This window comes from Nocardia sp. NPDC004415 (genome assembly GCF_053602435.1).
Genome location: NZ_JBSGDP010000021.1, coordinates 48,468 through 73,475, shown reverse-complemented (window position 1 = coordinate 73,475; position 25,008 = coordinate 48,468). Strand labels below are relative to the sequence as shown.

At 69.5% G+C, this 25,008-nt stretch carries 31 protein-coding genes; 14 read left to right on the top strand and 17 right to left on the bottom strand.

Going from position 1 to position 25,008, the window contains the following annotated elements; genetic code table 11:
• The first annotated feature begins 9 nt into the window (after positions 1-9).
• Positions 10-1,176, top strand: coding sequence for a zinc metallochaperone AztD (gene aztD, locus ACWEMY_RS13125; protein WP_452390196.1), 1,167 nt, complete (start codon positions 10-12; stop codon positions 1,174-1,176).
• A 104-nt stretch (positions 1,177-1,280) separates the two neighbouring features.
• Here aztD and ACWEMY_RS13120 read toward each other — a convergent pair whose 3' ends face one another.
• A complete protein-coding gene (locus tag ACWEMY_RS13120) occupies positions 1,281-2,477 on the bottom strand; it encodes a serine hydrolase domain-containing protein (RefSeq protein WP_452390195.1) in 1,197 nt (398 codons plus the stop codon).
• Positions 2,478-2,515: 38 nt separating this feature from the next.
• Here ACWEMY_RS13120 and ACWEMY_RS13115 point away from each other — a divergent pair, with 38 nt between their 5' ends.
• The 3 genes from ACWEMY_RS13115 to ACWEMY_RS13105 all read left to right on the top strand — a co-directional run bounded on the left by ACWEMY_RS13115 (position 2,516) and on the right by ACWEMY_RS13105 (position 4,458).
• Positions 2,516-3,331, top strand: coding sequence for a serine hydrolase domain-containing protein (locus ACWEMY_RS13115; protein ID WP_452390194.1), 816 nt, complete (start codon positions 2,516-2,518; stop codon positions 3,329-3,331).
• A 102-nt stretch (positions 3,332-3,433) separates the two neighbouring features.
• A complete protein-coding gene (locus ACWEMY_RS13110; protein ID WP_375936060.1) occupies positions 3,434-3,970 on the top strand; it encodes a DUF3145 domain-containing protein in 537 nt (178 codons plus the stop codon).
• Between the two features lie 98 nt (positions 3,971-4,068).
• A complete protein-coding gene (locus tag ACWEMY_RS13105) occupies positions 4,069-4,458 on the top strand; it encodes a hypothetical protein (protein WP_452390193.1) in 390 nt (129 codons plus the stop codon).
• Here the strand turns inward: ACWEMY_RS13105 and ACWEMY_RS13100 are convergent, their stop codons facing one another.
• The 4 genes from ACWEMY_RS13100 to ACWEMY_RS13085 form a co-directional block, all read right to left on the bottom strand.
• Positions 4,459-5,253: an ABC transporter permease gene (locus ACWEMY_RS13100; RefSeq protein WP_452390192.1), complete on the bottom strand. Its 795-nt coding sequence runs from the start codon at positions 5,251-5,253 to the stop codon at positions 4,459-4,461. It abuts the gene before it with no gap.
• Positions 5,250-5,951, bottom strand: a complete 702-nt coding sequence (locus ACWEMY_RS13095; protein WP_452390191.1) for an ABC transporter ATP-binding protein — start codon at positions 5,949-5,951, stop codon at positions 5,250-5,252. Before ACWEMY_RS13095 ends, ACWEMY_RS13100 begins: the two co-directional genes overlap by 4 nt.
• A gap of 2 nt (positions 5,952-5,953) precedes the next feature.
• On the bottom strand, positions 5,954-6,421 hold the full coding sequence (locus ACWEMY_RS13090) for a hypothetical protein (RefSeq protein WP_452390190.1): 468 nt from the start codon (positions 6,419-6,421) through the stop codon (positions 5,954-5,956).
• Between the two features lie 184 nt (positions 6,422-6,605).
• Positions 6,606-7,268: a helix-turn-helix domain-containing protein gene (locus ACWEMY_RS13085; RefSeq protein WP_452390189.1), complete on the bottom strand. Its 663-nt coding sequence runs from the start codon at positions 7,266-7,268 to the stop codon at positions 6,606-6,608.
• Positions 7,269-7,354: 86 nt separating this feature from the next.
• Between ACWEMY_RS13085 and ACWEMY_RS13080 the strand changes: the two genes are divergently transcribed.
• Together ACWEMY_RS13080 and ACWEMY_RS13075 are read left to right on the top strand one after the other, a co-directional pair.
• Positions 7,355-8,149 carry a class I SAM-dependent methyltransferase gene (locus ACWEMY_RS13080; protein WP_375936042.1) on the top strand — a complete coding sequence of 265 codons (795 nt, stop codon included), beginning with the start codon at positions 7,355-7,357 and terminating at the stop codon, positions 8,147-8,149.
• Positions 8,146-8,481 (top strand): cupin domain-containing protein, encoded by a 336-nt coding sequence (locus tag ACWEMY_RS13075; protein WP_375936039.1) that lies wholly within the window; start codon positions 8,146-8,148, stop codon positions 8,479-8,481. Before ACWEMY_RS13080 ends, ACWEMY_RS13075 begins: the two co-directional genes overlap by 4 nt.
• Here ACWEMY_RS13075 and ACWEMY_RS13070 read toward each other — a convergent pair whose 3' ends face one another.
• Entirely contained in the window at positions 8,482-9,297 is an 816-nt protein-coding gene (locus tag ACWEMY_RS13070) for an NAD(P)H-binding protein (protein ID WP_452390188.1), read from the bottom strand.
• Between the two features lie 219 nt (positions 9,298-9,516).
• Between ACWEMY_RS13070 and ACWEMY_RS13065 the strand changes: the two genes are divergently transcribed.
• The 5 genes from ACWEMY_RS13065 to ACWEMY_RS13045 all read left to right on the top strand — a co-directional run bounded on the left by ACWEMY_RS13065 (position 9,517) and on the right by ACWEMY_RS13045 (position 12,483).
• Positions 9,517-10,092 (top strand): hypothetical protein, encoded by a 576-nt coding sequence (locus ACWEMY_RS13065; protein WP_452390187.1) that lies wholly within the window; start codon positions 9,517-9,519, stop codon positions 10,090-10,092.
• 87 nt (positions 10,093-10,179) lie between these two features.
• Positions 10,180-10,938, top strand: coding sequence for a class I SAM-dependent methyltransferase (locus tag ACWEMY_RS13060; protein ID WP_452390186.1), 759 nt, complete (start codon positions 10,180-10,182; stop codon positions 10,936-10,938).
• Positions 10,939-11,089: 151 nt separating this feature from the next.
• On the top strand, positions 11,090-11,656 hold the full coding sequence (locus ACWEMY_RS13055; RefSeq protein WP_452390185.1) for an RNA polymerase sigma factor: 567 nt from the start codon (positions 11,090-11,092) through the stop codon (positions 11,654-11,656).
• The gene (locus ACWEMY_RS13050; protein WP_452390184.1) at positions 11,643-11,951 is read left to right on the top strand and encodes a hypothetical protein; all 309 of its coding nucleotides are present in this window, start codon (positions 11,643-11,645) and stop codon (positions 11,949-11,951) included. Before ACWEMY_RS13055 ends, ACWEMY_RS13050 begins: the two co-directional genes overlap by 14 nt.
• 40 nt (positions 11,952-11,991) lie before the next feature.
• The gene (locus ACWEMY_RS13045) at positions 11,992-12,483 is read left to right on the top strand and encodes a DUF6461 domain-containing protein (protein ID WP_452390183.1); all 492 of its coding nucleotides are present in this window, start codon (positions 11,992-11,994) and stop codon (positions 12,481-12,483) included.
• On the opposite strand, the gene ACWEMY_RS13040 is transcribed toward ACWEMY_RS13045, so the two are convergent.
• Positions 12,480-12,821 carry a winged helix-turn-helix transcriptional regulator gene (locus ACWEMY_RS13040; protein ID WP_375936020.1) on the bottom strand — a complete coding sequence of 114 codons (342 nt, stop codon included), beginning with the start codon at positions 12,819-12,821 and terminating at the stop codon, positions 12,480-12,482. The two genes, ACWEMY_RS13045 and ACWEMY_RS13040, sit on opposite strands and share 4 nt — an antisense overlap.
• 130 nt (positions 12,822-12,951) lie before the next feature.
• Here ACWEMY_RS13040 and ACWEMY_RS13035 point away from each other — a divergent pair, with 130 nt between their 5' ends.
• Positions 12,952-13,602, top strand: coding sequence for an FMN-dependent NADH-azoreductase (locus tag ACWEMY_RS13035; protein ID WP_452390182.1), 651 nt, complete (start codon positions 12,952-12,954; stop codon positions 13,600-13,602).
• Between the two features lie 8 nt (positions 13,603-13,610).
• On the opposite strand, the gene ACWEMY_RS13030 is transcribed toward ACWEMY_RS13035, so the two are convergent.
• Both ACWEMY_RS13030 and ACWEMY_RS13025 read right to left on the bottom strand, forming a co-directional pair.
• Positions 13,611-14,354 (bottom strand): DUF5984 family protein, encoded by a 744-nt coding sequence (locus tag ACWEMY_RS13030; protein WP_452390181.1) that lies wholly within the window; start codon positions 14,352-14,354, stop codon positions 13,611-13,613.
• An 82-nt stretch (positions 14,355-14,436) separates the two neighbouring features.
• On the bottom strand, positions 14,437-15,123 hold the full coding sequence (locus ACWEMY_RS13025; protein WP_452390180.1) for an isochorismatase family protein: 687 nt from the start codon (positions 15,121-15,123) through the stop codon (positions 14,437-14,439).
• A 105-nt stretch (positions 15,124-15,228) separates the two neighbouring features.
• On the opposite strand from ACWEMY_RS13025, the gene ACWEMY_RS13020 reads away from it, so the two are divergent.
• A complete protein-coding gene (locus ACWEMY_RS13020; RefSeq protein ID WP_452390179.1) occupies positions 15,229-16,074 on the top strand; it encodes an aldo/keto reductase in 846 nt (281 codons plus the stop codon).
• A 264-nt stretch (positions 16,075-16,338) separates the two neighbouring features.
• On the opposite strand, the gene ACWEMY_RS13015 is transcribed toward ACWEMY_RS13020, so the two are convergent.
• Positions 16,339-17,499, bottom strand: coding sequence for a helix-turn-helix domain-containing protein (locus ACWEMY_RS13015; RefSeq protein ID WP_452390178.1), 1,161 nt, complete (start codon positions 17,497-17,499; stop codon positions 16,339-16,341).
• A 222-nt stretch (positions 17,500-17,721) separates the two neighbouring features.
• Between ACWEMY_RS13015 and ACWEMY_RS13010 the strand changes: the two genes are divergently transcribed.
• Positions 17,722-17,946 (top strand): hypothetical protein, encoded by a 225-nt coding sequence (locus ACWEMY_RS13010; RefSeq protein ID WP_452390177.1) that lies wholly within the window; start codon positions 17,722-17,724, stop codon positions 17,944-17,946.
• A gap of 325 nt (positions 17,947-18,271) precedes the next feature.
• Here the strand turns inward: ACWEMY_RS13010 and ACWEMY_RS13005 are convergent, their stop codons facing one another.
• The 7 genes from ACWEMY_RS13005 to ACWEMY_RS12975 all read right to left on the bottom strand — a co-directional run bounded on the left by ACWEMY_RS13005 (position 18,272) and on the right by ACWEMY_RS12975 (position 24,967).
• Positions 18,272-21,013, bottom strand: a complete 2,742-nt coding sequence (locus ACWEMY_RS13005) for a phage tail tape measure protein (protein WP_452390176.1) — start codon at positions 21,011-21,013, stop codon at positions 18,272-18,274.
• Between the two features lie 175 nt (positions 21,014-21,188).
• Entirely contained in the window at positions 21,189-21,890 is a 702-nt protein-coding gene (locus ACWEMY_RS13000; protein WP_452390175.1) for a hypothetical protein, read from the bottom strand.
• A gap of 2 nt (positions 21,891-21,892) precedes the next feature.
• On the bottom strand, positions 21,893-22,153 hold the full coding sequence (locus tag ACWEMY_RS12995; protein WP_452390174.1) for a hypothetical protein: 261 nt from the start codon (positions 22,151-22,153) through the stop codon (positions 21,893-21,895).
• Positions 22,154-22,564: 411 nt separating this feature from the next.
• On the bottom strand, positions 22,565-23,056 hold the full coding sequence (locus ACWEMY_RS12990) for a hypothetical protein (RefSeq protein WP_452390173.1): 492 nt from the start codon (positions 23,054-23,056) through the stop codon (positions 22,565-22,567).
• Positions 23,053-23,967: a helix-turn-helix domain-containing protein gene (locus tag ACWEMY_RS12985; RefSeq protein ID WP_452390172.1), complete on the bottom strand. Its 915-nt coding sequence runs from the start codon at positions 23,965-23,967 to the stop codon at positions 23,053-23,055. Before ACWEMY_RS12985 ends, ACWEMY_RS12990 begins: the two co-directional genes overlap by 4 nt.
• Positions 23,964-24,536 carry a hypothetical protein gene (locus ACWEMY_RS12980; RefSeq protein ID WP_452390171.1) on the bottom strand — a complete coding sequence of 191 codons (573 nt, stop codon included), beginning with the start codon at positions 24,534-24,536 and terminating at the stop codon, positions 23,964-23,966. The genes ACWEMY_RS12985 and ACWEMY_RS12980 overlap by 4 nt, the downstream gene beginning before the upstream one ends.
• A gap of 125 nt (positions 24,537-24,661) precedes the next feature.
• Positions 24,662-24,967, bottom strand: coding sequence for a helix-turn-helix transcriptional regulator (locus tag ACWEMY_RS12975; protein WP_452390212.1), 306 nt, complete (start codon positions 24,965-24,967; stop codon positions 24,662-24,664).
• Positions 24,968-25,008 lie beyond the last annotated feature (41 nt).

Genomic DNA, 25,008 nt, shown 5'->3' with positions numbered 1-25,008 from the left:
GAGCAAGACATGCACACTCGGACCCGGACCACCACGCTGGTGGCCATGTCGGGGGTCCTCGCCTCGGTGGTCGCGCTGGCCGGTTGCGGCAGTGACGACACCGAGCACGACCACGCGCACACCCCGGGCGCCGAGCCCATCGCGCTCACCTACGACGGCGGCATCTACGTCCTCGACGGCGCCACCCTCGCCCAGCGCGGCCAGGTGGAGCTGCCCGGCTTCAACCGCCTCAACCCGGCGGGCGACGACGAGCACCTCATGGTCTCGACCAAGGACGGCTTCCGCGTCTTCGACGCCTACGACGCCGCCTTCACCGGCACCGAGTTCCCCGCGAACAAGCCCGGCCACGTCGTGCGGCACGCGGGCAAGACCGTGCTGTTCGCCGACGGTTCGGGCGAGGTGACCGTCATCGATTCCGGCGAACTCGGCGAGGACAAGCCCGCGACCGAGGTCTATAAGGCCGCCACGCCCCACCACGGCGTCGCGATCGAGCTGAGCAACGGCAACCTCGTGCTGACCCTCGGCACCGAGGACAAGCGGGTGGGCATCGTCGCCCTCGACGGCGACCGCAAGGAACTCACCCGCAACGAGGACTGCCCCGGCGTGCACGGTGAGGCCACCGCGCAGGGTGAGGCGGTGGTGGTCGGCTGCCAGACCGGCGCGGTCGTCTACCGCGACGGCAAGATCACCAAGGTCGCGAGCCCGACGGCCTACGGCCGGATCGGCAATATGGCGGGCAGCGACGCCTCGCCCATCGTGCTCGGTGACTACAAGAAGGACAAGGACGCCGAACTCGAACGCCCGCAGCAGGTCTCGCTGGTGAACACCACCGACGGCACCCTGCGCCTGGTCGACATCGGCACCAGCTACACCTTCCGCTCGCTGGCTCGCGGCCCGCAGGGTGAGGCGCTGGTGCTGGGCACCGACGGCAAGATCCACGTCATCGATCCGGTAGCCGGGACCGTCACCCGCACCATTCCGGTGCTCGGCACCTGGACCGAACCGCTGGACTGGCAGGCCGCGCGGCCCGCGCTGTTCGTGCGAGGCGGCATCGCCTACGTGAGCGACCCGTCCGCCAAGCAGGTACATCGCGTCGACCTGGCCGAGGGCAAGGTCACCGCGAGCGCCACACTGGCCTCGGCACCGAACGAGATCAGCGGCGTCAGCGGGCACTGACCCCGCGGCACCGGCTGACGGCGGTCACCGTCACCGACCCGAGCGCCCGCTCAGCGGCTGCCCGCGTTCCCCGAATCACCTGGGGGACGCGGGCATTCGTCGCGTCAGCGGGTGGCACACCGGATGACGGCCTCGCGCAGATTGCGGCTGCGCACATCGTCGAGGATCGCCATCCCGAGCCGGTTCATGCTGTAGCCGAAGCCGAGACCCGTTGCCGGATCGGCGAATCCGAACGATCCACCCAGGCCGGTGGTGCCGTAGGCGCGCTTGTCGGAGCCGAACCGGAAACTGCCGCGCGACTTGCGGAAACCGAGGTGGTAGCGGCTCTTGGTGTGCAGCACCAGGTCGTCGTCGGGGATCGCGGCGGTCTCGGCCGCGGCGAGCAGATCCAGGACCTCGTCGCCGATCGGCAGCGCGCCGGTGCGTCCGGCCGCCGCGCCGTACACCCGGGCCAGTGCCCTGGCATTGCCCACGCCGTTCATCCCCGGCCACTCGACTTCGAGGAACTCCCGGCGGGTGGCCCGGGCGGGCGCGCCGGGACGTGGATTGGTCAGCGCGGCATAGGAATACCCGCGCTTGGCGTAGACCTCGGCGCCGATGCGCAGCGGCACGTCGGCGAGCTCGTAGCGCAGGATGTCGAGGCCCTTGGTGGCCGAGAGCACGGCGATGCGCTCCATCGGCTCGCTCGCGGGCAGCCCGATGAACAGATCGGCCTCGACCTTGTCGGCGATCTCCTCGGCGAAGAACCGGCCCAGACTCCGGCCCGCCGGATCGACCCGGCGCAGCAGCTCGCCCTGGTACAGCCCCAGGGTCAGCGCGTGGTACCCGTGCCGGGTGCCCGGCGCCCACGCCGGTTTCTGCGCGGCCAGGATCCGCGCGAGCGCGTCCCGGTCGGCCAGCTCGTTCAGCTTCACCACGCGGTCGAGCCCGGACAGCCCGGCCTGGTGATCGATGAGCTGGCGCACGGTGATCCGCTCCTTGCCGTGCGCGCCGAACTCCGGCCAGTACGTCGCCACCGGCGCCTCGTAGTCGAGCAGACCGCGCGAGACCGCCACCGCCAGGGTGAACGCCGACATCCCCTTCGACGAGGAGAACACCGGCACGAGGGTGTCGCGCTCCCAGGCGACCTCCCGCGCGCGGTCGCGGTGCCCGGCCCACAGGTCGACCAGGGGCTGGTCACCGGCATAGACGGCGACGGCGGCGCCGATCTCGCCGTGGGCGGTGAAGTTGCGGCGGAAGGCATCGGCGACAGGGCCGAAACCGGCCGCCACGTCACCGTGGATCGAGGGTGCGGGACTCATGGTGACCCGATCGTAGCCGCGTCTCGTACGCTGCCGGTATGCGTTCCTTCGAGCAGCTAGAGCACTGGCCGGTGCGCCACGCCGCCGCCGCGGTGCGCACCGCGGACGGCATCTCCACCACCGGCGACATCGACCGCGTCTTTCGGCTGGCCTCGGTGACCAAACCGCTGGTCGCCTACGCCGCGCTGGTCGCGGTCGAGGAGGGCGCGATCGAACTCGACCAGTCGGCGGGCCCACCCGGCGCCACCGTGCGCCACCTGCTCGCCCACACCTCCGGCGTCGCCTTCGCCACGCCCGAGGTGATCGCCGCGCCCGGGGCCCGGCGCATCTATTCCAGCGCGGGCTTCGAACTGCTCGCCGATTTCCTCGCCGCCGAGACCGGCATCGCCTTTCCCGAATATCTGCGCGACGCGGTGTTCACCCCGCTGGAAATGACCACCGCGGAGCTCGACGGGTCGGCCGGGCACGGCGCGCGGGCCTCGGTCCGTGACCTGAGCCGGTTCGCCGGGGAGTTGCTGACACCCGAATTGATATCTCGGCAAACATTCGACGAGGCGACCTCGGTGCAATTCCCCGGCCGCGACGGCGTGCTCCCCGGATTCGGTTCCCAGCGCCCCAACGACTGGGGATTGGGTGTCGAAATCCGGGACGGAAAAGCCCCGCATTGGACCGGATCCCGCAATTCCGCGCGCACCTTCGGACACTTCGGGCAGTCCGGGACGTTCCTGTGGGTCGACCCGGAAATTGGGGTGGCGACCATCGCACTGAGCGACGAGAATTTCGGCGACTGGGCGCGAACGGCGTGGCCGAAATTCAGCGATTCCGTTATCGCAGAGACATCCAACACGCAGTGAAGTAACACCCGCAACACCGAACACTTCAGTACACTCGGGCCACGCCAGTCCGCGACGGGTCGTTGGGGAAGACGCTCCTTGTCGAGGCTGGAGGTGTTGGTAGTGCGCGCATCGAGTCAGTTCGCTGACGCGACGGCGGGTGTGGTCTACATCCACTCGTCGCCCGCCGCGTTGTGCCCGCACGTGGAATGGGCACTGTCGACGGCACTCTCGTCGCCGGCGAAATTGCGCTGGAACGCGCAACCCGCCGACGGGCATCTGCGCGCCACCAGCGATTGGATCGGTCCGGTGGGCACCGCCGCCCGGATTGCCCAATCATTGCGCGCCTGGCCCGTGCTGCGCTTCGAGGTCACCGAGGACCCCAGCGACGGCGTCGACGGCGAGCGCTACAGCTTCGTCCCCGCCCTGGGCCTCTGGCACGGTTCCACCGGCGCCAACGGTGACGTGATGCTGGGCGAGATGCGATTACGCGCCTTACTGCAGACCGCGAACGAACTCGGCTCCCACGGCACCTACGACTTGTCCGCCGAGATCGACCGCGCGCTGGGCACCGCCTGGGACGACGACCTGGAGGCCTACCGGCAGGGCACCGACGGCGCGGGCGCCGAGGTCACCTGGCTGCGTCGCGACGTGGGCTGACCGGCCGCTTCCCTGGCCGGTGTCGGTGGGGGCTGCTAGCGTCATCGACATGAACTGTGGGGGTGGGGATGTCGTCGCCGTACGCTGAAATTCCGGAGGTGCGCGCGGCGACCCGGCGCGCGGGTGGGGCCGGGCTCGCGCTCGCCGCGGTCTTGCTGATCTGCGCGCTGGGGCTGGTCGTGTCCGGGCTGAACTCGTCGTATCTGATCGTCGTGTGCGTGGTGGCGTTGGTGCCGGGCATGCTCGGGCTCGGCCTGCTCTCGGGCTCCCGGCGCATCCTGCGCGGCGAGATCCAGGGCGCCACGTACGCGATCGGGCTGCTGGCGACCATGTCCGGGCTGGCGGCGCTGGGCACGGTCGGCGCCCTGATCGACGGGCCGTGGGGCGCCAAGATCATCATGGTCGTCCTGCTTGCGGGCACGATCGGTACCGCCGTGCTGGTCGCCCGGGCCGAGCGCGCGCTCAAGGGGCAGTACAGCGCGCGGTGATCAGCCGCGTCGGCGTCGCCATTGCGCCACCGTCACCGCCGCGGTGAACAGGACGACGGCCACGGCCACGAAATAGAGCAGCGAACCGTTGCGCCCGAAGCGGGGCAGGAATGCCAGCTCCTGCCCGGTGGCGGCGACCGCGTTGAGGAACGGGGCGTAGGCCTGCAGGGTGTAGCCGTCGGGGAACAGGCTGATCGAGTTCTCCGCCACGTACACCCAGAACAGCAGCACCGCGATCGCGGCCGGTGGCGTCCGGATGACCGAGCCGACCGCGATACCGATCCCGCACGCGGCGAACGCGTAGATCGGCACCGTCCACAGGTAGCGCAACCCGGCGGGGTCGCCGAGCGAGACCTCGCCGTAGACCAGCGGGAACAGCGCGGGCAATGCCGTGAGCACGACAACGAGCAGCACCAGCGAGCAGACCGCCGCGAGCGTGCCGTAGAAGATCCAGCGGGCCAGCGCCGCGGTCCAAATCCGGGGGAACAGGAAGGCGTCGAGGTCGCGCAGGTTCTCCCGCGAGCGGGTGGCGTGGGCGAACGCGGCGGTCACCAGCATGATGCCGGTGGCGAAGGTGATCACCCAGTACACGGCATTGGTGGTACTCACCGAGGTCACCTGGAGCTGTCCGGGAATCGCGGCGAATCGTTCGGCGACACCGGCGATCCCGAAGGTGATCAGCGACGGAAGGCCGAGTGTGAGCGGCACGGCGACCAGCCACAGGAAGCCGCGACCGCTGGTGCGCGTCCATTCGGCGGCGAGGCCGCGACCGATATCGGCGAGGGGACCTCTCATGCCGCCGCACCCGTGATGCGCAGGTAGGCGTCTTCGAGGCGGTCGCCGTCGCGGACCAGTTCGGTCAGCGGGGCGTCGGCCAGCACCCGGCCCGCACCGAGCACCACCACCCGGTCGGCATTGCGTTCGGCCTCGTCGAGCAGGTGCGAGGTGACCAGCACGCAGGTGCCCGCGTCGGCGAGTTCGCGCAGCAGCGCGCGGATCCAGTGGATGCCCGCGATGTCGAGGCCGTTGAGCGGTTCGTCGAGCAGCAGCGTGCGCGGCCGGACCAGCAGCGCCGCGGCGATGCCGACGCGCTGGAGCATGCCCAGGGAGTACTGCGCCAGCCGGCGATCGGCGACCTCGTCGAGTCCGGTCGCGTCCAGAACCTCGCTCACCCGCGCCGTGGGCAGTCCGCGGGAGCGGGCGATCCAGCGCAGATGACGGCGGGCGGTGTGCCGGGCATCGAAGGCCCGGTAGTCCAGGTGCATGCCGAGCCCGGCCGGGGTGGTGTGCCCGGCCCGCACCCGGACGCCGTCGACCGTGACGGTGCCCGCGGCCGGGGCGAGGATTCCGCACACGCAGCGCAGCAGGGTGGACTTGCCGGTGCCGTTGAGGCCGAGCAGATAGGTCACCGCGGCGTCGGGGACGTCGAGCGCGGGGATGTCGAGCACCGTGGTGTCCGCGTAGCGCACGGTGAGGTCGCGGATATCGATCACCGTCAGAAATCGCAGGGAATCGGCAGGCCGACGGTCTTCACTCCGGCGCACAGCGATTCGTTGGCCAGCTTCCAGCTGCCGTCGATGCGCTTCCAGGTGACCTGCATGGTGATGGTCGGGCGCCCGGCCGAGCCGCTGTGCAGGATCGCGGTGTGCACGTCGCCCTGGTGGGTCTCGGGACCGGTCACCTCGTTCCAGCCCCGGGGCGCGCGGAACAGGCCGAGGTTGTAGACGGTGCGCGGCACGATCACCGCGTTCGCGCCGCCCTCCAGATTCGCGGCCTTGGCCTCGTCGGAGGCCGGGGTCTCGACCAGGAAGCGCACCTGCTCGTTGAGCTCGGCCAGCGTCGGGACGTCGCTGGTGATGCGGAAGGTCCCCGGTTCGGCCACCGCCGCCGGGCTGCTCATCAGCACCGCCGCGGCGGGGACGGCGAGGGCGAGGGCGGACCGCAGGACTCGGCTGCTCATCATTTATTCAACCCTTCGGGTGAGCGGAGTTACACTCCAGATTTCTGGCAAAATGCCAGTTGATGGCAGTAAGTTAGCCTAGCCTTATGACTTCGGTCAAGACTCATTTAAATAAGATCGAGCCCCGGCCGGGCAGTGTCCCGGCCGGGTGACCCGAGACGGGAAGGTGGTGGTGACGGTGCGGTGCTCAGCCCGCGATCGGCGCGCGGTGCGCCGATCGGGTGGTCAGGCGCAGGGTCACACCGCAGTCGCCGCCGGGGTCCGGACGCACGTCGACATCGAATTGTGTTGCGAGCGTGGGCGAGTGACGCTCGAGGACGCGCTCGATCATGCCCTGCTGGATGCCGCTGACGATCTCGGGCGCGTTGCGCGCGATGCGCCGCAGCGGGCAGTTGCACAGCTGGATCTCGTGCGTGCCGAAACTCGACACCGCCCCCGACACCTGGAATCCGAGCCGGGTCAGCGTGGTGGTCACCAGCGTCACCGGGTCCGGCAGATCGGCCTGCGGTTCGCCGGGATCGCTGAGGCTGTCGGCCCACATCCGCCCGGCCGCCGCGGCTTTGGCGCGCCGCGCGGCGGGGGTGTCACCGAGCTGGGCCAGCAGCGCGTCCAGCACGGGCGCGGCGGGATCGGCGCCGACCGCCACATATCCCTTGCGCGGGCGGCCCACTGTCTCCGACGGCAGCCAGGTGCCCTCCACCAGACCCGCGTCGATGAGCGCGTTGAGATGGAAGCGCGCGGTGGTGATGTGGATGCCCAAGGTCTGCGCGATCACCGGCGCGTCCAGGGGTTCCAGGGAATCACGCACCAGCGCGAACACCCTGTCCCGCTGCCGGGGTGTGCTGACCATCGGCGCTCCTCTCACGCCGTGACCGGCGACTTCCCCTTCGATTGTAGGACCGCCGCACCCCGCGGCCGCACCGACAGGAGCACATCATGACCACACCACTGCCCTTCGACCATCGCGATTCCGCGCACATCCCCGGGCACTGGCTGCTCGCGCGTCTCGGCAAACGGGTGCTGCGACCGGGCGGGATCGAGCTCACCGAGCGCATGCTCGACGCCGCCGCGTTGCCCGGTGCCGAGGTGGTGGAACTCGCCCCCGGCCTCGGTCACACCGCCGAGGCCATCCTGCGCCGCGAACCCGCGGGCTACCGGGGTGTGGAGGCCGACGACGCCGCCGCCGCGCGCAGCGCCGAGGTCGTCGGCACCCGCGGCGCCGTCACCACCGGCGACGCCGCCGACACCGGCCTGCCCGCGGACTCCGCCGACGTGGTGGTCGGCGAGGCCATGCTCACCATGCAGACCGACCCGCACAAGGCCGCCATCATCGCCGAGGCGTTCCGGGTGCTGCGCCCCGGCGGCCGCTACGCCATCCACGAGCTCGCGCTGCACCCCGACGACCTCGACGACGCCGTCAAGACCGAGATCCGCAAGGCGCTGGCCCGCTCGATCAAGGTCAATGCCCGGCCGCTGACGCGCACCGAGTGGACCGACCTGCTCACCGCGGGCGGATTCGTCGTCGAGACCGTCGATTTCGCGCCGATGGCGCTGCTGCGACCGCGCCGCGTGCTCGCCGACGAAGGTCTGCTCGGCACCGCCCGCATCATCAAGAACGTGCTGCGCGACCGCGCCGCCCGGCAGCGTGTGCTCGCCATGCGCGCCACCTTCACCACCCACGCGAAGGCGCTCACCGCCATCGCCGTCATCGCCAGGAAGCCGAACGCATGAGCACTCTCGTCACCGACACGACCGCCTGGCAGCCCAGGGACGGCGAGCTGCCCAATATCCAGCGCCTGCTGGCCGGGCCCGGGATCACCCTGGTCCGCCTCAGTTTCCGGCAGGGTCAGGTGCTCGACGAGCATCGCGCGCCGGGCCCGATCCTGATCAGCTGTGTCTCCGGAGTGATCGATCTCGATGTCACCGCGGGCGGGGCGGTCGAGGCGCACCGGCTCGAACCCGGCGCCACGATCTATCTCGCCGCCGGTGACCCGCACCGCCTCGAAGCCCGCGCCGACGCCGTCGTGCACCTCACGCTCCAGCGGAACCTGACTCCCGCGTGATCAGGCGGTGGTGAAGGCCGCGGTGTTGGCGGCCGCCCAGGCGGCGAAGGTGGTCGGTGGGCGGCCGGTGATGTCGGTGACGCTGGTGAGCGGGAGGGTGGCCGGGTCGGGGGAGTAGCCGGTGAGGACATTGTCGACATACCAGTTCGCCCGCGCACCCATGCTGGGGGCCAGCGCGGCGACGGTGTCGTCGCGGGAGGCTCGCTCGAAGGTGAGCTCGCGCCCGAGCGCGGTGGCGATGTGGTCGAGAAGCTCTGTGCGGGTGAGGACTTCGGGACCCGACAGGGTGAGGGCCCGGTTGCCGGTGTCCTCGGCGAGCAGCGCGGTGGCGGCGACCGCGGCGATGTCGTCCATGGCGATCGGTGCCGTCGCGGCCTGCGGATACGGCTCACGCACGGTGCCGGTCTCGCGGATCTGGTGCGCCCACATGATCGAGTTCTCCATGAAATCCGCGGGCCACAGATGCGTCCAGGACATGCCGCTGTTCTCGACCGCCGTGCACACCGTGCCCCACCAGCTCTCCGGTTCGCCCGACAGGTCGACCACGTGCCGCACTCCGGCCGCGCGCGCCAGCGCCAGCACCTCGGTGACGGTGCCGGGTGAGGGCGCCAGATACATCCGGTCGACACCTTCGAATGCCGCGCCGAGGCTGTCCGGGCGGCCGATATACCCCTCGGCCACCTCCACTTCCGGCGGCAGGGCGGCCCGGCCGGGGTCGGTGGTGAGTGCGCGGACGTCGCTACAGCCAGCGGCCAGCACATGGTCGACGACCTTGCGGCCGATATTGGCGGTGGCTCCGGTCACCAGGATGGTCATGGGTTTCCTTCCGGTCGGGCTCGGTGAACCACTGATTGTGCCGACGGAATCGTCCTCTGGCACATGGCCTCAGCAGCCGTCCGGCAATCGGTGATGTTTTTCCGATATCACCGCAGGTGGTTCCGCTCGGGCGTGACCGATGCGAAAATGTTCGCGGACCGAGATCCGGTCCAGCAGAGGATGTTCCGCCGTCACCGGCGGGCAGACTGGAGGGGCACGATGACATTTTCGTCTCGAACTAGTTCCAGTGCACGGCGTATCGGAGCGGTCGCGGTCCTCGCGGCCGGGGCACTCGGTCTCGCGGCCACCACCGCGCACGCCGGACCCGCCGCGGCCGCTCCGATCGTCCAGGGTTCCGAAGGGGGAGTGGCCTTCACGGCGAGCCCGCTCGCCGACGGTTCCGGGCTCACCGCGTCGGTCGCCGACGGCACCTTCCGTCTCGCGGGCGGTGTGGTCACCCTCGCCGACCGCAGTGGCCGGGTGGTCGCGTCGGTGCCGACCAGGATCGTCACCGGCGCGGGCGATTTCGACCTCGCGGCGGGTGTCGCCGCCGACGGGCAGTCGGTCACCCTGCGTCCGGTCGCGGCGCCCGCGGTGGTCACCGACAATCTCGCGTCCTTCGTCGACGAGGCGAGCGACACCCAGGCCCGCAAACAGTACAACGCGGGCATCGGCGCCCTGGTGGGCGCAGGGATCGGCGCGGTGCTCGGCTTCTTCCTCGGTGGGGTCGGCGCGCTGATCACCATTCCGATCGGTGCGGGCATCGGCGCCCTCATCGGTTACTCGACGCCGTAGTGAATCGGTGGTGGCCGGTGCCGACCGGTCACCACCCGCGTCGGCCTCGGTAGGTTGTCCGGGACGGGACAGCAACGGAGGCAGGCCATGACGTTGTTCGACTACGACGCGGAACTGCGGCGACACAACATCGCCCTGCGCGCCGCCGCAGGCGTCCGCGCCGGTGACCGCGTGCTCGACATCGGATGTGGCACCGGTCTGACGAGCCGCGAGGCGGCCCGCGCCGCCGTCGATGGTCAGGTGCTCGGCGTGGACATCACCCCGGCGATGCTCGGCGAAGCCGAACGGCTGGTGGCCGCAGAAGGTTTGTCCCATCTCACTTTCCAGCTGGCCGACGCCCAGGTCCACCCCTTTCCGCACGCGGGTTTCGACCTGTGTATCAGCCGCTTCGGCACCATGTTCTTCGCCGATCCGGTGGCCGCGTTCACCAATATCGGTCACGCGCTGCGCCCCTCGGCCCGCCTGGTGATGCTGGTGTGGCAGGGCTACGACCGCAATCCCTGGGCCACCGAGATCCTGCCGGTCCTCGGCGCCGCGCCCTTCCTCGGCAGCCCGGGGCCGTTCTCCCTCGCCGAACCCGCCGTCATCGAGAACATCCTCACTGCGGCGGGTTTCCGCGATATCGGGATCACCGAACTCGACGAGCCCGTCTACTACGGCCCCGACGCGGCCGCCGCGCTCGACAACCTGCTGCGTCTGTCGTATTTCCGGGTGAACCTCGCTGCCCTCGACACAGCCGCCGCCGAGCGTGCCCGCCGACGCCTGCTCGCCGTCCTCGCCGCCCACGAGACCGGCGACGGCGTGCTGTTCGATTCGCGGTCCTGGATCGTCACCGCCCGTCGGTGAATCCTTTCGCCCGGCGCCCGCCTCTCATAGGTGTCCCGGCACCGTGCCCGGACGGAGACGGAGGTTGTCGTGGTCATCGGAATCGGCGTGGTGGTCGGCTTGATGGTGCTGTGTACGTGTCTGGTGGTAGTGCGTCGCGGGCGGGCCGGGCGTGACTGACCCGCGCTGGCCCGACGACACCGTGATCCGGGCCGCCCAGGGCGGTGACGTCGAATCGATCGCCGCGCTGGTCTCGGGCGCGCACCCGAATATCCGGCGTTTCGCGCTGTCGCTGTGTGCCACCCCGGAGGACGCCGAAGACGCGGCCCAGGAAGCGCTGATCATCCTGTATCGCAAGATCGGGATGCTGCGCGCCTCCGGCGCTCTGGCGTCGTGGATGTTCCGCATCGTGCGCAACGAGTGCCTGCGGCGCGCACGACTCCCCGGCGGGCGCCTGCCGCTGCCCGACCGCGACCTCGCCGACTCCGCCGAGGACGAGATGCTGCGCCGCGCGGAAGCGAGCCGGGTGGCGGCCGCGGTGGCCGCCCTGCCCGCCGAACAGCGTCACGTGCTGGTCATGCGTGACATCCAGGGCTACAGCGGGCGCATGGTCGCCGACACCCTCGGCCTCAGCACCGCCGCCATGAAATCCCGCCTGCACCGCGCCCGCGCGACCGTTCGCGAAACACTGCGCCCGGCTCTCGAGTCCACTCCAGGAGAACACCGTGCCGAACACTGACGGCCCCGGCTTCGCCAGCGCGTCCCTCCCGGCGCACCTCGTCCGCGGCGCGGTGGGTTTCGGCGCGCTCGCCGGCGCCCTCGCCCTCTACCCGATCCTCGGTCTGCTCAGCGTGGCACTGCTCCCACTCGGCCTGTTCGCCCTACGCGGCTGCCCGATGTGCTGGGTGATCGGCCTGGCGCAGACCGTGTCCCGCGGCCGGGTGCGGCGCAGTTGTCAGGACGGGCAGTGCTCGCTGACAGTCGCTCGGTCCGAAGAGCAGTCCACCAGCGAACATGTCGGAGGTGTCACCTAGAGTTCGGCCGCGAACGACAAGCGGCTGAAAGGGGACTGGTATGGGGTGGCAGGCGCAAGGGGTGATCGTCGAAGGAACCGTCGATCCGGCCGGACTTCCGGGGCGTCCGCGCGACACCGGCGAGCGAGTCGATCTCGACGAGGTGCACCGGCGGCCCTGTGACTACGGGGTGGCCGAGGTCGACGGCTGGACCTTTCTCGCCGATCCCGACATGCGGGTGACCTTCGACGACGAAGTGCTGGAAGGACTGTCCGGCTCGGGTCGAGTGCTGGCCTGGGTGAGCAACAGCGTCTCGACCGTGCACGGATTCGGGTGGTATCGCGACGGTGAGCTCGTGCGGCGGATCGTCTACGTCGAGGGGGAAGTGGCCGACGAGTACGGGCCCGCGCTCGCGGCGGAGACGAACGCGCCCGACAACACCGACGAGGACTTCGTCTTCGAGATGATGTGGCGGCTGACCGGACTCGGCTGGGGTGTCGGCGCCGACGCCGTGTACAGCGAATGGGCGTGCACCGAGGAGACGGCCGGTTAGCCGGTGCGGCGGAGCTGGTTGCGGTATCGCTCGCCCCAGGCTTCCATCAGGGCGATGATCGGGATGAGGTCGCGGCCGAAGCTGGTCAGCTCGTATTCGACCCGGGGTGGCACCTCGGGGAACACGGTGCGGGTGAGCACGCCGTCGCGTTCGAGTTCGCGCAGCTGCGCGGTGAGCATGCGCTGGGTCACCTGCGGCATGGCGCGGCGCATCTCGTTGAACCGCGCCGTGCCCTCGCTGAGCAGATAGACGATCATGCCCTTCCACTTGCCGCCGAGCACATCGAGGGTGACCTCGACCGGGCAGTCGAAATCGAGATCTTGCTTACGTGTGGCCATGCGCGTCCTCGTCTCACCGGCAAAGGTATGGAAAAGGGTACCGGGTAACAGAAATGTGCGTTCTTACGCGGAAATTCCCGGTCGGGCAGGCTCGGTCGCACACCCCGATCCAGACCTGAGGAGTTCCGAGATGGCCCAGCTACTGCGGCTCGACGCCAGCCCGCGCCAGTCCCGCTCACACACCCGCACCCTCGTCGGCGAGTTCGTCGACCAGTGGCGCCAGGCCAGGCCCGAGGACACGGTGATCCACCGCGACCTGGGCCACCGACCGCCCCCGCACCTCACCGAGGACTGGATCGCCGCCGCCTTCACCACCCCCGACCAGCGCACCCCCGCCATGCACGCCGCCCTGGCCGACAGCGACGAACTGGTCGACGAAATGCTCGCCACCGATGTGCTGGTCCTGGGCGTCCCCATGTACAACTTCGGCATCCCGGCGATGCTCAAGGCCTACATCGACAACATCGTCCGCGTCGGCCGCACCTTCGCCTTCGACCCCGCCGCCGACGCGCCCTACACCCCGCTCACGGCGGGCAAACGCGCGTTCGTCATCGTCGGCACCGGCGACGCGGGCTACGACGTGGGCGGCCCGCTGGCCCACATGAACCACGTGGAGCCGTATCTGCGCACCGCGCTGGGATTCATCGGCATCGACGACCTCGAGTTCGTCTACACGGGCAACGACGAGTTCGGCGGCGAACGCCTGCGCCGCTCTCTCGAATCCGCCCGCGAGCGGGTCGCGACATTGACTGCCGATCGTGAGTCGGCGATGGCGAGCTGACGGGTGGTTCAGCCGAGTGGAGCGAGGATCGCGACACCGGCCCGGACGGCCGCCCAATCGGTGACATCCTGGGCGGCCAGCGCCCGCGACAGCCACGTCCGGCGCTGGGCCTGTTCCCGGACCAGCGCCGGGAGGTCGAGTTCGATGTCCGGGGCGAGACCGGTTTCTGTGAGCCGGTCGATACGTTCCTGCATGGCGTCGAGCAGTCGTCGGTCGAAATCTGTTATGGCTGAGACGAATTCGGATGTCTCGATGGTCCGGCGCCCGGAAGGTGGTGCGGAGAACACGATCTCACCCTCCGGATCGGCGTTTTGCTGCCAGGCCACGGTGATCGTGTCCTCGGAGCCGAGGGTGCGCCACCAGCGAAACGAGGGCCCGAACCGGAGATACCCGCTGTCGGTCCAGCGCACACCGTAGGCATCGGTGGCGGCATCGACCACCGGGTCCTCGGTCTCGACCCAGTGCCCGGACCCCGCAGCGAAGAACTCCACCAGGTCATCCGGGACCGGCTCCAGAGCCGACGGCAGCACACCGAGCAAGTCCTCCCACAGCCGCACGACGTAGTAATCGGCCCAGGAAGCGGAACCGCTCTCGTCCGGCGAGTCCGTGGGCGGCGTCGCGTACCGCAGGAACTCGACACCGCCGATGTCCATGCAGTACCGCCCCTGCGTGAGCGCGAACCAGTGCAGACGGCGATGCTCACCCCACGGAACTACGTCCTCGACGGGCGACAGCTCGAACCGCACACCCATCCCGTTCCGTGTCACCGGCCTGGTTTTCCCCTCTGCCACGACAGTGGTTGTACCAACAGGCGGTTCGCGCGCTGCGGGAGAGTCATGCGGTCCGTCGCGTGCGCTCGAGCATCGCGACCAGGTCCGCGGTCGGACGGACATCACCGAACGACCGGTAGAACGTGTGCAGAGTGGCGTTGTGGACCTGATCGGTGGGCGCGGCATTGGCGTCGGCGATCATGACGGTCCGGAAGCCGAGCGTGGCGGCGTCGCGAGCCGACGACTCACTGCACACATTGGTGACGGTACCCGCGATCAGGACCGTGTCGATGCCGCGTTCACCGAGCAGTCGCGGCAGCGGGCAGCGGCCGGGGAAGAACGCGCTGAATCCCGACTTCTCGGCGAAGAGGTCGTCGGGGGCGACCGAAAGGCCGGGCCACAGGCGGTCGGGGAGCGGGCCCGAACCGCCTGAGCCGCTGTATCTCTCGGCGACAGCGGGACCGAAGAACTCGATCGCCGCCGCGGTGGGTGGCTCGGTTCCCGGCACCACCCAGGCGACGGTTCCGTCGACCGCTCGCAGGGTGTCGGCGAGATGGTTGATATTGGGCACGATCCCACGGCAATACGGGTTGGCGCCCACGTGGAACGGCACCATATCGATCACGACCAGCGCGGTGCCGGCCGCGGTGAGGCGTGGATAGGCATGCCGACGGCCGCGTCTGGACTCGTGACGGGCGTACTCGCGGGGGTCGATGGTCCAGTCGTGCGGTTCGACCGATTCTTCGGGCACGAACCCATCGTGCCGCAGTGCCGGCCAGACGGCAGGGCGACCGGCACATCGGTGCGGACCGTGGGGCCGGGGCTAGGGTTGGTCTTCGAGTCCAGGAGGCGCACCGTGACGGAATCGACCATCGAACTCGCCGGATATCGACTGCCGCGCATAGGTTTCGGTGCGATGCGGTTGCCGACCGAACCGGCCGATGAGCGGGCGGCCTCGATCGCGCTGCTGCGGGAGGCCGTCGAGCTCGGGGTGCGGTTGGTCGATACCGCGCATCTGTACGGCTGGGGTGCCAACGAGGAGTTGGTGGCGCAGGCGTTGTCGCCGTACGCGGACGGGCTGCTCGTGGCGACCAAGCTCGGTGTCGAGCAGCGCGCCGATCATCCCGACGGCGCGGTCTACAACGGGAGCGAGAAGTTCCTGCGCGTCCAGGTCGAGGACGCGTTGCGGCGCTTGCGGGTCGAACGGATCGATCTGATGCAGCTGCATCGCGTCGACCCGGAGATCCCGGTGGCCGAACAGGTCGGCACCCTGCGCGATCTGCGCGACGAAGGAAAGATCGGCCACATCGGCCTCTCCGAAGTGGACACCGCCCAGCTCGCCGAAGCCCGGTCGGTCGTAGAGATCGCCAGCGTGCAGAACCGCTACAACATCCTCGACCGCGAACACGAGCCCGTCGTCGCCGCCTGCACCGCCGCCGGAATCGCCTTCCTCCCTTGGCGACCCATCGCCGCGGGCACCACCGGCGAGACCACCGCCATCACCGAGATCGCAACCGACCTGAACGCCACCCCCACCCAGATCGCGCTCGCCTGGCTCCTCCACCACTCACCCGTCATCACCCCCATCCCCGGCACGGCCGCACGCACACACCTCACCGAAAACCTCGCCGCGGCCCACCTGAACCTCACCGCCGAGCAGTACGAACGCTTGAACAACCTGGCCACGGCCGAGCAGAGATAGTGCGGCCCGGTCGAGAGCTGACGCGGGGCCGGAGCAGATCGAAGAGTGCGGGAACCGTCCCGCACTCTCAGGGGTGGGCGCAGAGGGGATCGAACCCCCGACCGCTGGTGTGTAAAACCGAGCAGCATCGTCCCGCCTGTCTCGCCCTGTCCTTCCCGTCCAGGTCGCGGCCGGTAAACCGTCCCGTCTGTCCCGCTCAGTCCGGCCTGTCTCTGCCTGTCTTGGAGAGTTCTTGGAGAGTTGGGGGTTTCGGGTGCGCCCTGGCTACAGCGTGGCGCCGAGCCAGTTCGCGAACCCGAGCAGACTCTCGGACTGCCGCCGCTGCACCGCCGCGACCCCGTACAACGTCTCCCGCACCGAAGGATGCAAACGGGTCTGCTGCGGGGCCGCGGCCCGAGCCTTGTTCAGCGCGGCCAGCGCCCGATCCGGCTTCCCCGACATCAGCCACGCACGGGCGTTGTCCTGCCAGTGGTGCGCCACCCGTGTAGGCGGCGCCGCCGGGCCGTAGGTGAGTTCGGCGCCGTTGATCGCCGCGCGGTGCGGGTCGCCTGCCTCCAGCTCGACCGCGTGCGCGTGGATATCGACGTTCAGCGGCCCGAACGCGGTCATGTACAGGTCGGTCTCACCGGTGCGGGCAGCGAGTTCGCGGGCCGCGTCCACGTGCGCGACAGCACCGGCGTAGTCGAGCTTCCGGGCATCGTTGATCGCGCCGGCCAAATGCGAATACCCGGCCATCACCATGCCGGGCCGGGAGTCGTCGGCCGTCGTGATCGCGCGGTCGATCAGCTGGGCGGCCACCTCGGACTCCCCGTAGTGGGTGAGGATGCGGGCGCGGGCGAGCGCGGAGAACGCGAGGAAATTCGGGTCATCGCCCTGCGGTGCGTAGCTGTCGGCCAGGTCGAGCGCGGGCAGCGCGAGCAGGAGGTGACCGGTCCGGCGCGCGGACCATTCGGCCAGGATGTACGCGGACGCGAGCAGTGAATAGGCGTGGGCCTGCTCGTCGCCGCGGAACTCGCGCACCGCGCCGTGCAGGCGGCGGATGATCGCGGGCAGCACCTCGATGGTCTGGCGGGTGCGGTCGCTGCGGTACAGGTCCTGGGCCGCGGTGAGGTCGGCGTCGAGCTGGGCGAGCGTGCCGGGGTCCTCGGCGCGCGCGTAACGGCCTTCGGTGAGCAGGATCGACAGACCGTTCACGGCATCGGCGAGGGGCTTGCCGTCGTCGAACGGGGCGCCGGTGAGCTGTTCGGGGGTGATCCGGAGCGCGCGAGCGACCGCGGACACGAAACCGGGGGAGGCGACTTCGCGGCCCTGCTCGACGGCTTTGACCATGGACAGGCTGTAGGCGGCGCGGTCGGCTAGCTGGCGCTGGCTCAGACCGGCGAGCTTTCGTTCGGACGCGATGGCCTGGCCTACGTGTGTCCCCATAGTCCGAGGGTAGATCGATCCGTCCCGCGTGTCCCGTTCTGTCTCTGTCCCTTCACTGTCCCTCAACGCTGTTGCCTGCCGCGAATCTGATTGCAGCCGCGCCGCCGGGTGACCCTCATCCCCGGCGGCGGGGCTCATCAACCCTTGAGAGAAAGGGCCGCCATGTGGGGGCAGAGAACGACGCTCGCGCCGCAACCGACCGTGTGGGACATCATCGCCCGGTTGGCGCACGAGGCAGAGCAGCAGGGGCAGCCGTCGCCGGTGCTCAACCACAGCACGCCGAGCGGCCCGCTGACGACCGAGCGGGCGCACACCGTGATGCAGATCCATCGGGCGTGCGAGCGGTGGCAGTGCAGGCAGAAGGCGGCAGCGTGGACGGTGCTGGTCGCGGCGGGCCGGATCGTGCCGCGTCCGGCGAACGGGCAGCTGGCGCCGGGGGTGGCGTGAGCGTGGGCCACCTCGACGACATCAGTCGGCAGCTCGACGAACTCCACGCTGACGCGACGGCAGCGCTCGCCGCGGTCACCCGAGTGGCAGGCATCGAACCCGGTCCGGTCCTGCTGTCCAACGGCCACTGGGCGCACCAGCGGAAACCGCACTGGTGGACTGTGACGACCGACCAGGCGGGCCGGGATCCGCTGCCCCCGTACTGCGGGTCGAGCCTGGCCGCGTGCGAGCGGTGGGCAGGGCGGCACCCACGAAGGCCGAAACCGCCTGCTGCATAACCGCCTCTCGCCCGCCCGGCGCATGATCGGCCGGGCGGGCGAACGGGTCAGATTCCGTGCTGTTTGATCGCGATCTCCGCGGCGCGGCGGCCGGAGTCGATATCGACGTCCACCTCCACCGGCGCGCCGGTCTGCTGTCCGGCGATCAGTTCGTCCAGCTTCTCTCCGAGCAGCTCGAACCCCTTCTCCAGCCCGGCAGTGAACGCGGCCGGTGAGTTGCTGGAGGTGTCGAACCCCTGGAACGTGCCATCCTCCGACCAGCCAGAGGCAACCGCGCTCGCCGCACCGGCCGCGAACGCTGCCGCCCGGTACGCCGACGAGCCCCACGCCGCCGCGGGCACAGCGCGGCCCGGCGTAGACAGCGGGACGCCGTCCCGGTCGCCGAGCTGCGACACCTCCCACGAGCCGAGATGCGCGCCGCTGTTGCCGTCCTGGCCGAGCCCACCGAACCCGCCCATCCCGTACGCCTCGATACCGTCGAGCCCGAACCGCTGGGCGACCTCGGCGAGGATGGACAGCGACCGGGCGCGCTTGGCGGGTGCGAGCGGGATGTACGCCTCGCCGCCGGTGGACGGTTCGGCCCACTGGATGAGGCGGCCGGTCGCCGGTTTGATCTCCGCCTGGTCCGGCAGCTTGCCCACACCGAGCCGGTCGAGGTCGATGCCGCCGTCAGCGCGCCACTCGCCGGGCGCCATCGGCACCGGCCCCTGCTTCTGGGGGCCGGTCGGGCTGCCCGTCCACTCGGCGCGCCGGTCCTGGATCTCGTTCACGGTGTAGGTGCGGATCTGGCGGCCGTCGTTGGCCTTGACGAAATCGTCGATGAGCTGTTGCGCGGCAGCGGTTTCCGCGGTGATCGTGGTCTGTTTCGTGCCGGGGATGTCCTCGACCCGGAACCCGAACTCGCGCAGGCGGGCCTTCGCGTCCTCGGTGACGGCCTCGACTACCAGCGACTTGCCCGAGGGCAGTGCGTCCACCGCGCTACCGAACAGGCGGGTCATTTCCGCGGCGTTGACCGCGGTCTGTCCGGCGTCGGCGACGTGGTCGCGCATGCCCTGGATGGTCGGGCGGGTGCGGTCCAGGGCGTCGGCCATGCCGCGTGCCCGGTCCGCGGCGTCGTCCATCGCCGAGCCGAACCCGTTCGCCATCTTGCCCGCGGACTCGATGGCCTTGCCGATGCCCTCCATGCCGGGGATGTGCTTGATGATCCCGCCGGCCTTTTCCGCGAACGCGCCGAGCGCTTCGATGCCCTTGCCGACTGTGTCGCCGATGCCTTCCTGTAGATCGGCGAAGGCGCGCAGGGCGCCGCTGGTGAATCCGATGATCCCGTCCAGGGTGGCGAACCCGGCGTCCGCCAGGGCGACGAAAAACCCGATGATCTCAGGTTTGTGCGTGGACACCCAATCCGCGGCCTTGGAGATGGTCGGGCCGAACGCTTCGGCTATCGCCAACTTCACGTCGTCCATGCTGGCTGTGATGCTGTTGCGGGCGGCCTGGAGGTGTGCGGCGCTGTTGTCGCCCATCGTCTGCATGGCCTGGTCGACCTCGCCCGCCACATCACCGAAGTCCTTGAGCGCTTCGGACGGGTCCATGTTGGCGAACACGTCGTAGAAGTCGCCCGCGGTGTCGCCGAGCAGGGCCAGGATGGCGGCGTTGCGTTCGGCCGGGTCCTCGATCTCACGGAGCTTGTCGAATATCTGGTCGAGGGTGTCGAATGCGGCCGGGCCGCCAGCTTTGAGCGCGTCGTACATTTCCTGCCCGGACAGGCCGATCGCGTCCAGCCCCTCGACCATCGCCTCCCCCTCTTCGGAGATGCGGCGGCCCAGCTCGCGCAAGCCATCGGCGGCCCGGTCGGTGGAGTCGGCGCCGAGCTTGGCCGTGGACTGGGCGAGCAGGGCCATGACTTCCTGACCGGTCAGACCGGCGTTCTTCCATCCGGAGCTGTACTCCTTAATGGAGTCGATGAGGTCGTCACCGGCCAACCCGACCTTGCGGGAGCCCTGGAGGATGAGGTCGAACGCTTCGTCGGCATCGGCCGCGAGCCCGGTTTTCAGCATGATGCTCGCGGCTTTGGTCGCCTCGACCATGTCGGTGCCAAGCAATTCCGTTACAGCTGTGAGCTTTTCGATGAGCGGTTGCATCTGGCCGGCCGATTCGGTGCCGTCGAGCAGCCCGGATTGCATGAGGGTCTGGGCGGTGTTCAGGTTCTCCGTGACCGACTCGCCCCAACCGTTGGTGAAGGCGTCCCCGGCCGCAGCACCGATGCGCGCCATCGTCTCATCGTCGAGGTCCAGGCGGGCCTGGATAAGGTCGCGGTCGGCTTCCATCTGCATGCCGTCGCTGAGCGCGTCAGCGAGCACGGCACCGGCGGCGACACCAACCGCGGCGACACCGACGAGGGCCATGGCGATCGGGCCGCCCTTGCCGCCCAATCCCTTGATCTTGTCGGCGAAACCGGATTTGAAGTTGCCGCCCGCCTGGCCGCCCGCGTCGCCGACTTCCTCGGCGCGGTCGCCGATCTCGCCGACAGCCTCCGCGGCGCGGCGGGCGTCGGCGGCGAGACTGCTCGGAACCTCGATGCGGCGGGTTGCCTGCCCGGCCTCGTCTGCTGCGCGTTCCATCCGGCGGACCGAATCGCCGGTGTCCCGGAACGACTGGTCGACCTGCTGCCCGGCCCGTTGCGCGGTTTGCCGCAGGGTGGCGAACTGGCGCTCCGAGTTGTCGAGCGTCTTCTTGAATCTGCTGTCATCGAGCGACAATTCGGCGTAGATCTCGCCGACTTTCGTGGACATGGGGCAGACCTCCAGGGGTCAAGAATCGGGGTGTCAGATGGCGCCGTTCGGGCCGCGCCCCGCCCGGATTCTGACCGCCGATAAGTGAGCCTTATCGGCGGTCAGAACATCGGCAGTGTGCCGAAAGCTCCGTCCTGCGTGGGCAATTCGATCGCCGCTCAGGACGCGAGCAGGACTAGATGCCGAACTTGAAGCGGTGCCCGGCGCCACCCAGGCCAAGGGCGTGTCTGCCGAGATCGACGAGCGCGTTCGTGTAGGCACCCGGGCTGTAGGTAGTGCCGTCGATCACGACGCAGGGGGCGTTGCGCAACCCGTGGTTGTCCCAGTCCATGGCGGCCTGCTCGTCGGCAGTGTTGCCGCCGCTGGCGTCTCGCTCGATGACACCGCCGTCGGCCAACACCTGCTTGGCCTCCTGGATCGTGGCAGCGTGCGCCCGGCTGGCGTTGACGATCGCGGCCAGCGCATCGCGGGCAGCCTGGACAAGGGTGGCGAGTTCGTCGGCGGGGAGAACCGGCAGGTTCTGCCGTACGGCGGCCTTCGCGGCCTCCTGCCGCTTGGCGAGTTCCTTCGCGGCCTTGTCCCGCTCTCGTGCGCCGCGGGCGGCCATGTCGACGATGTCGGCTTCGGCCTGGGCGAGGGCGCGGGCTTCGGCGAGCGCGGTCGCGGGGATGTCCTTGCCTGCCAGGATCTCGGTTTCGAGGATGGCGACGCGGGCGTTCGCCTCTTCGAGCTTGCCCCGCGGGGCGGGTTTGGTGTGCACGATGTCGATTCCGGCGCTCTCGGCGATGTGTCGTTCCTGGTCGCTGAGGTCGTGAGTCCAGAGCTGGTTGTCGACGGCGCGGGCTTTGAGGTTGGCGATGGCCTGGTCTCGGGTCATGGTCAGTTCTCCTGGGTGGCGGGGTTGAAGATGTTGGCGAGGCGGCCTGCGCGGCCTGCGGCTACGCGGTCTTCGGCAGGCATGGACCGGTATTCGGTGAGGGTGAATTGGTGGTCGTCGGAGTAGTCGCTGAGTCGTGTGGCGGCAGTGTGGACGCGGCCGAGGACGGTATCGGCGCGACCGTCGCGGACGGCAGCGACACGTTCAGCGGGGGGCAGGGCGGTGTACTCGTCTCGGGTGAGCTGACGGGGAGGGGTGTACATGGGCGACTCCTGTTCGGATATTCGGGTGTTTCGTTGGCTGTTCGGGGTCCATGTGTTCGGCAGGTTCGCCCGAACACGGGTCGGGTCACCGGGGTTTGTTGCCGGTGACCCGGACGCGACGGCGCGAGCGCTTCGCGGCCTGCTTACGTTTGGCCTTGGCGCGGTGGGTGGGCCACACGTCGCCGCGGCTGTAGATAGCTGCGGTGGCGGGGCGTTTGCCGATAAGGAGGCGCGTCGCGGTCAGGTGAGGTTCATGGCGTGGGTTGTCCGTTCGGGGTTGAACCGGCCGGTTCAGGTTGACTCCCTCAACCGGTCGTGACCTGCGGGGTTGACCGGTTGAGGGCTGGCAGAGAAGGGGGGTCTACGCGCGGGAGAGCCGGGATGACGCCGCACGCGGGCTGTCCTTCGGGGCTACGGGACCGTTTCGGGGGCACCGCGCTGCTCCGCCTGCCATTCGCGGTGCATACGAGCCGCCTTCTCCTGCGGGGTTTCGGCGGTCCCGAACTTCGCCCGGCACTCGGACATCAGCCGGGAGCGAATCTCCGCAGATGCAGGCGGGCGGTTAGTGGACGGTGCGGCGGTGAGTTCCCGTGCGGCGCGGGTGCCGCCGCAGAGTTCGGCCAGGCGCTCGTCTCGTTGGTCCTCGCGGTTCTGGCGGTAGTCGCGTGAGACGCTGGCGCGTTCGACGTGATCGTTCGCGGCACGCCGGGCGATGTCGAGCACGTGGACCGGGCGGATCCTGTCCGCGCTGGTTCGGTAGTGCTCGATCACGGCCGCCTGGGCGGCGGGGTAGTGCAGGGTGCCGACGGCGGAGTACCAGGCGAGGATGTCGGATTCGCCGACTGTGCGCTGATCGAAGGACGCCATGATGGCAAGCAGCCTGGCTACGTCGTTCTTCTTCATGACGGAATTGCCTTCTGGGAGTTGAACTTTGCGGCGAGGCCGATCGCTGGCCGGGCGTGAGCGGGGTCGGGTTCGTCGTCCCACTCCGGGCGCCGCTGGGCAAGGGCTATGTGCACGCGTTGGTCGCTCGTCGACATCGGCGGCGGTGCGGTGCGTGCCTTTACCGCGTCGCCGACGAGATGCGGTAGCAGGCCCGGCCCGGCCCCGACGCGGCCCTGCCACGACATCAGGCCGGTCACGATGTCGCGGGGTGCCGTGCCATCGTCGAGGAGCTTGCCGACGATCCGCGCCAGGGACTTCTTCACATCGTCCGGCAGTTCCGGGCTGATGTTCTCCCGGACGAGCTTCCGCGCTTCGAATGACACGGTCGGGTTCACGGTCGCGCGCGCTGCCTTCGGTTCTGGACGGTTCAAGGACGGTTCAAGGGCGGTTTGTATGACATCTGCGTCATGCCGCTCGGTCACCGGTGTCATGTCGTTCGGTCGTGGGTGACATGCCGTTCGGTCATCGGTGTCATGCCGTTCCGGTGACGGGGTGTCACTGGTGTCATCCCGTTTGGTCGACGGGGTGTCAGTGGTGACATGCCGCTGTTCCTGCTCGCCGCGGCCGTCCTGCCGGTCTCGCACGCGGTCGAGCCGGAGGTTCCAGACCACCGGCCGCCGGTCGGGCGGCAGGTGGATCACCAACAGCTGGTCGCCGCGCTCGATGAGCTGTTTGCCTTCGAGCGATTCGATGGACCGGCCGACCGTTCGCACCGTGCAGCGCGCGTAGTTGGCGAGGGTTGCCCAGGACGGGTACGCACCGGTTCCGTTCGCGTCCGCGTGATCGGCGAGCCCGATGAGCACTACCTGTTCACGTCCGCTCACGTCGGGCGCCAGCTTGAGCGCCCAGACGATCGCTTCTACGCTCACTGCTTGGCCTGGCGGCCCGGCGCGGCCAGGTGCTCCGTGGTGGGGGTGAGCGGGTAGCTGTCGTTGTCGCCAGCGCAGGCGAACAGCTGCCCGTGCGGGCCGAACCCGTCCGCCGCCGCAGCGACACCGGACCCGTCGAAGTCACGCCCGCAGCGGTGGCATGCGGTGCCGTCGAGCTGCGCCGCGGTCAGGACGTGTTCGACGGGCTGTTCGTCGGCGACCTTTGCGGGCTTGCCCTCGATGGTGTCGGCCAGCTTGATCAGCGCGGCGGCCACGGCACGGGCTTCCGTGGGGGTCAGGTAGGCGCTGATACCGCGCTCGCTGTCCTCGCCGATATGGTCGATGCTCGCGACCACCTCGCCGTCCTCGGCGCCGACGCTGACCATTTCGCGCTCGGGGCCGACCGTGCGTTCGGTGATCGTCTCCCACGTGGGGGTGAGGTCGACCAGCGACTCACGGGGGGTGAAGGTGAATGCCTGGCCGGGGGTGCTGTCGATGTTCGGGGTGAGGTCGAACATGGACGACGTCGCGGCGCGGGTGATCTGAGCGCAGGTGGGTACGATGGACATTGGATCGCTCCTGACTTGGCAGTGGGGAGATTGATTCGCTTGGGCGGGTCGGTGTTGGTAGCACCGGCCCGCCTGTTCTATTCGCGGCCCTCGATGGCGGAGGAAACTAGGGCCGCTGGGGTTTCTCAGGCCGCAGCGATGAGCCGTTCGAGGTCAGCCGAGACGACGCGGTAGCTGGAACCAGCCTGGATCACCTTGCACGGAAACTGGCCGTTTGCGATGAGGCGGTAGGCGGTGGAAGTCCCGATTCCGAGAATGGCGGCGGCCTGAGGGACACGCAGGGTTGCGGGGGTGGCAGTGGGGAGGGTTGGCACGGCGGGCCTTTCGTTGAATGTCGACCAGTTGGTAGCTGGTCTGTTCACACCGTACCGCACCTGATGGATTTTCCCACCGCTAACCGATACTCTCGGGCTATCTGATGGATAGTCCATCATGACTGGAGATGCCGCGAGGTTCCGTGAGATGACACGAG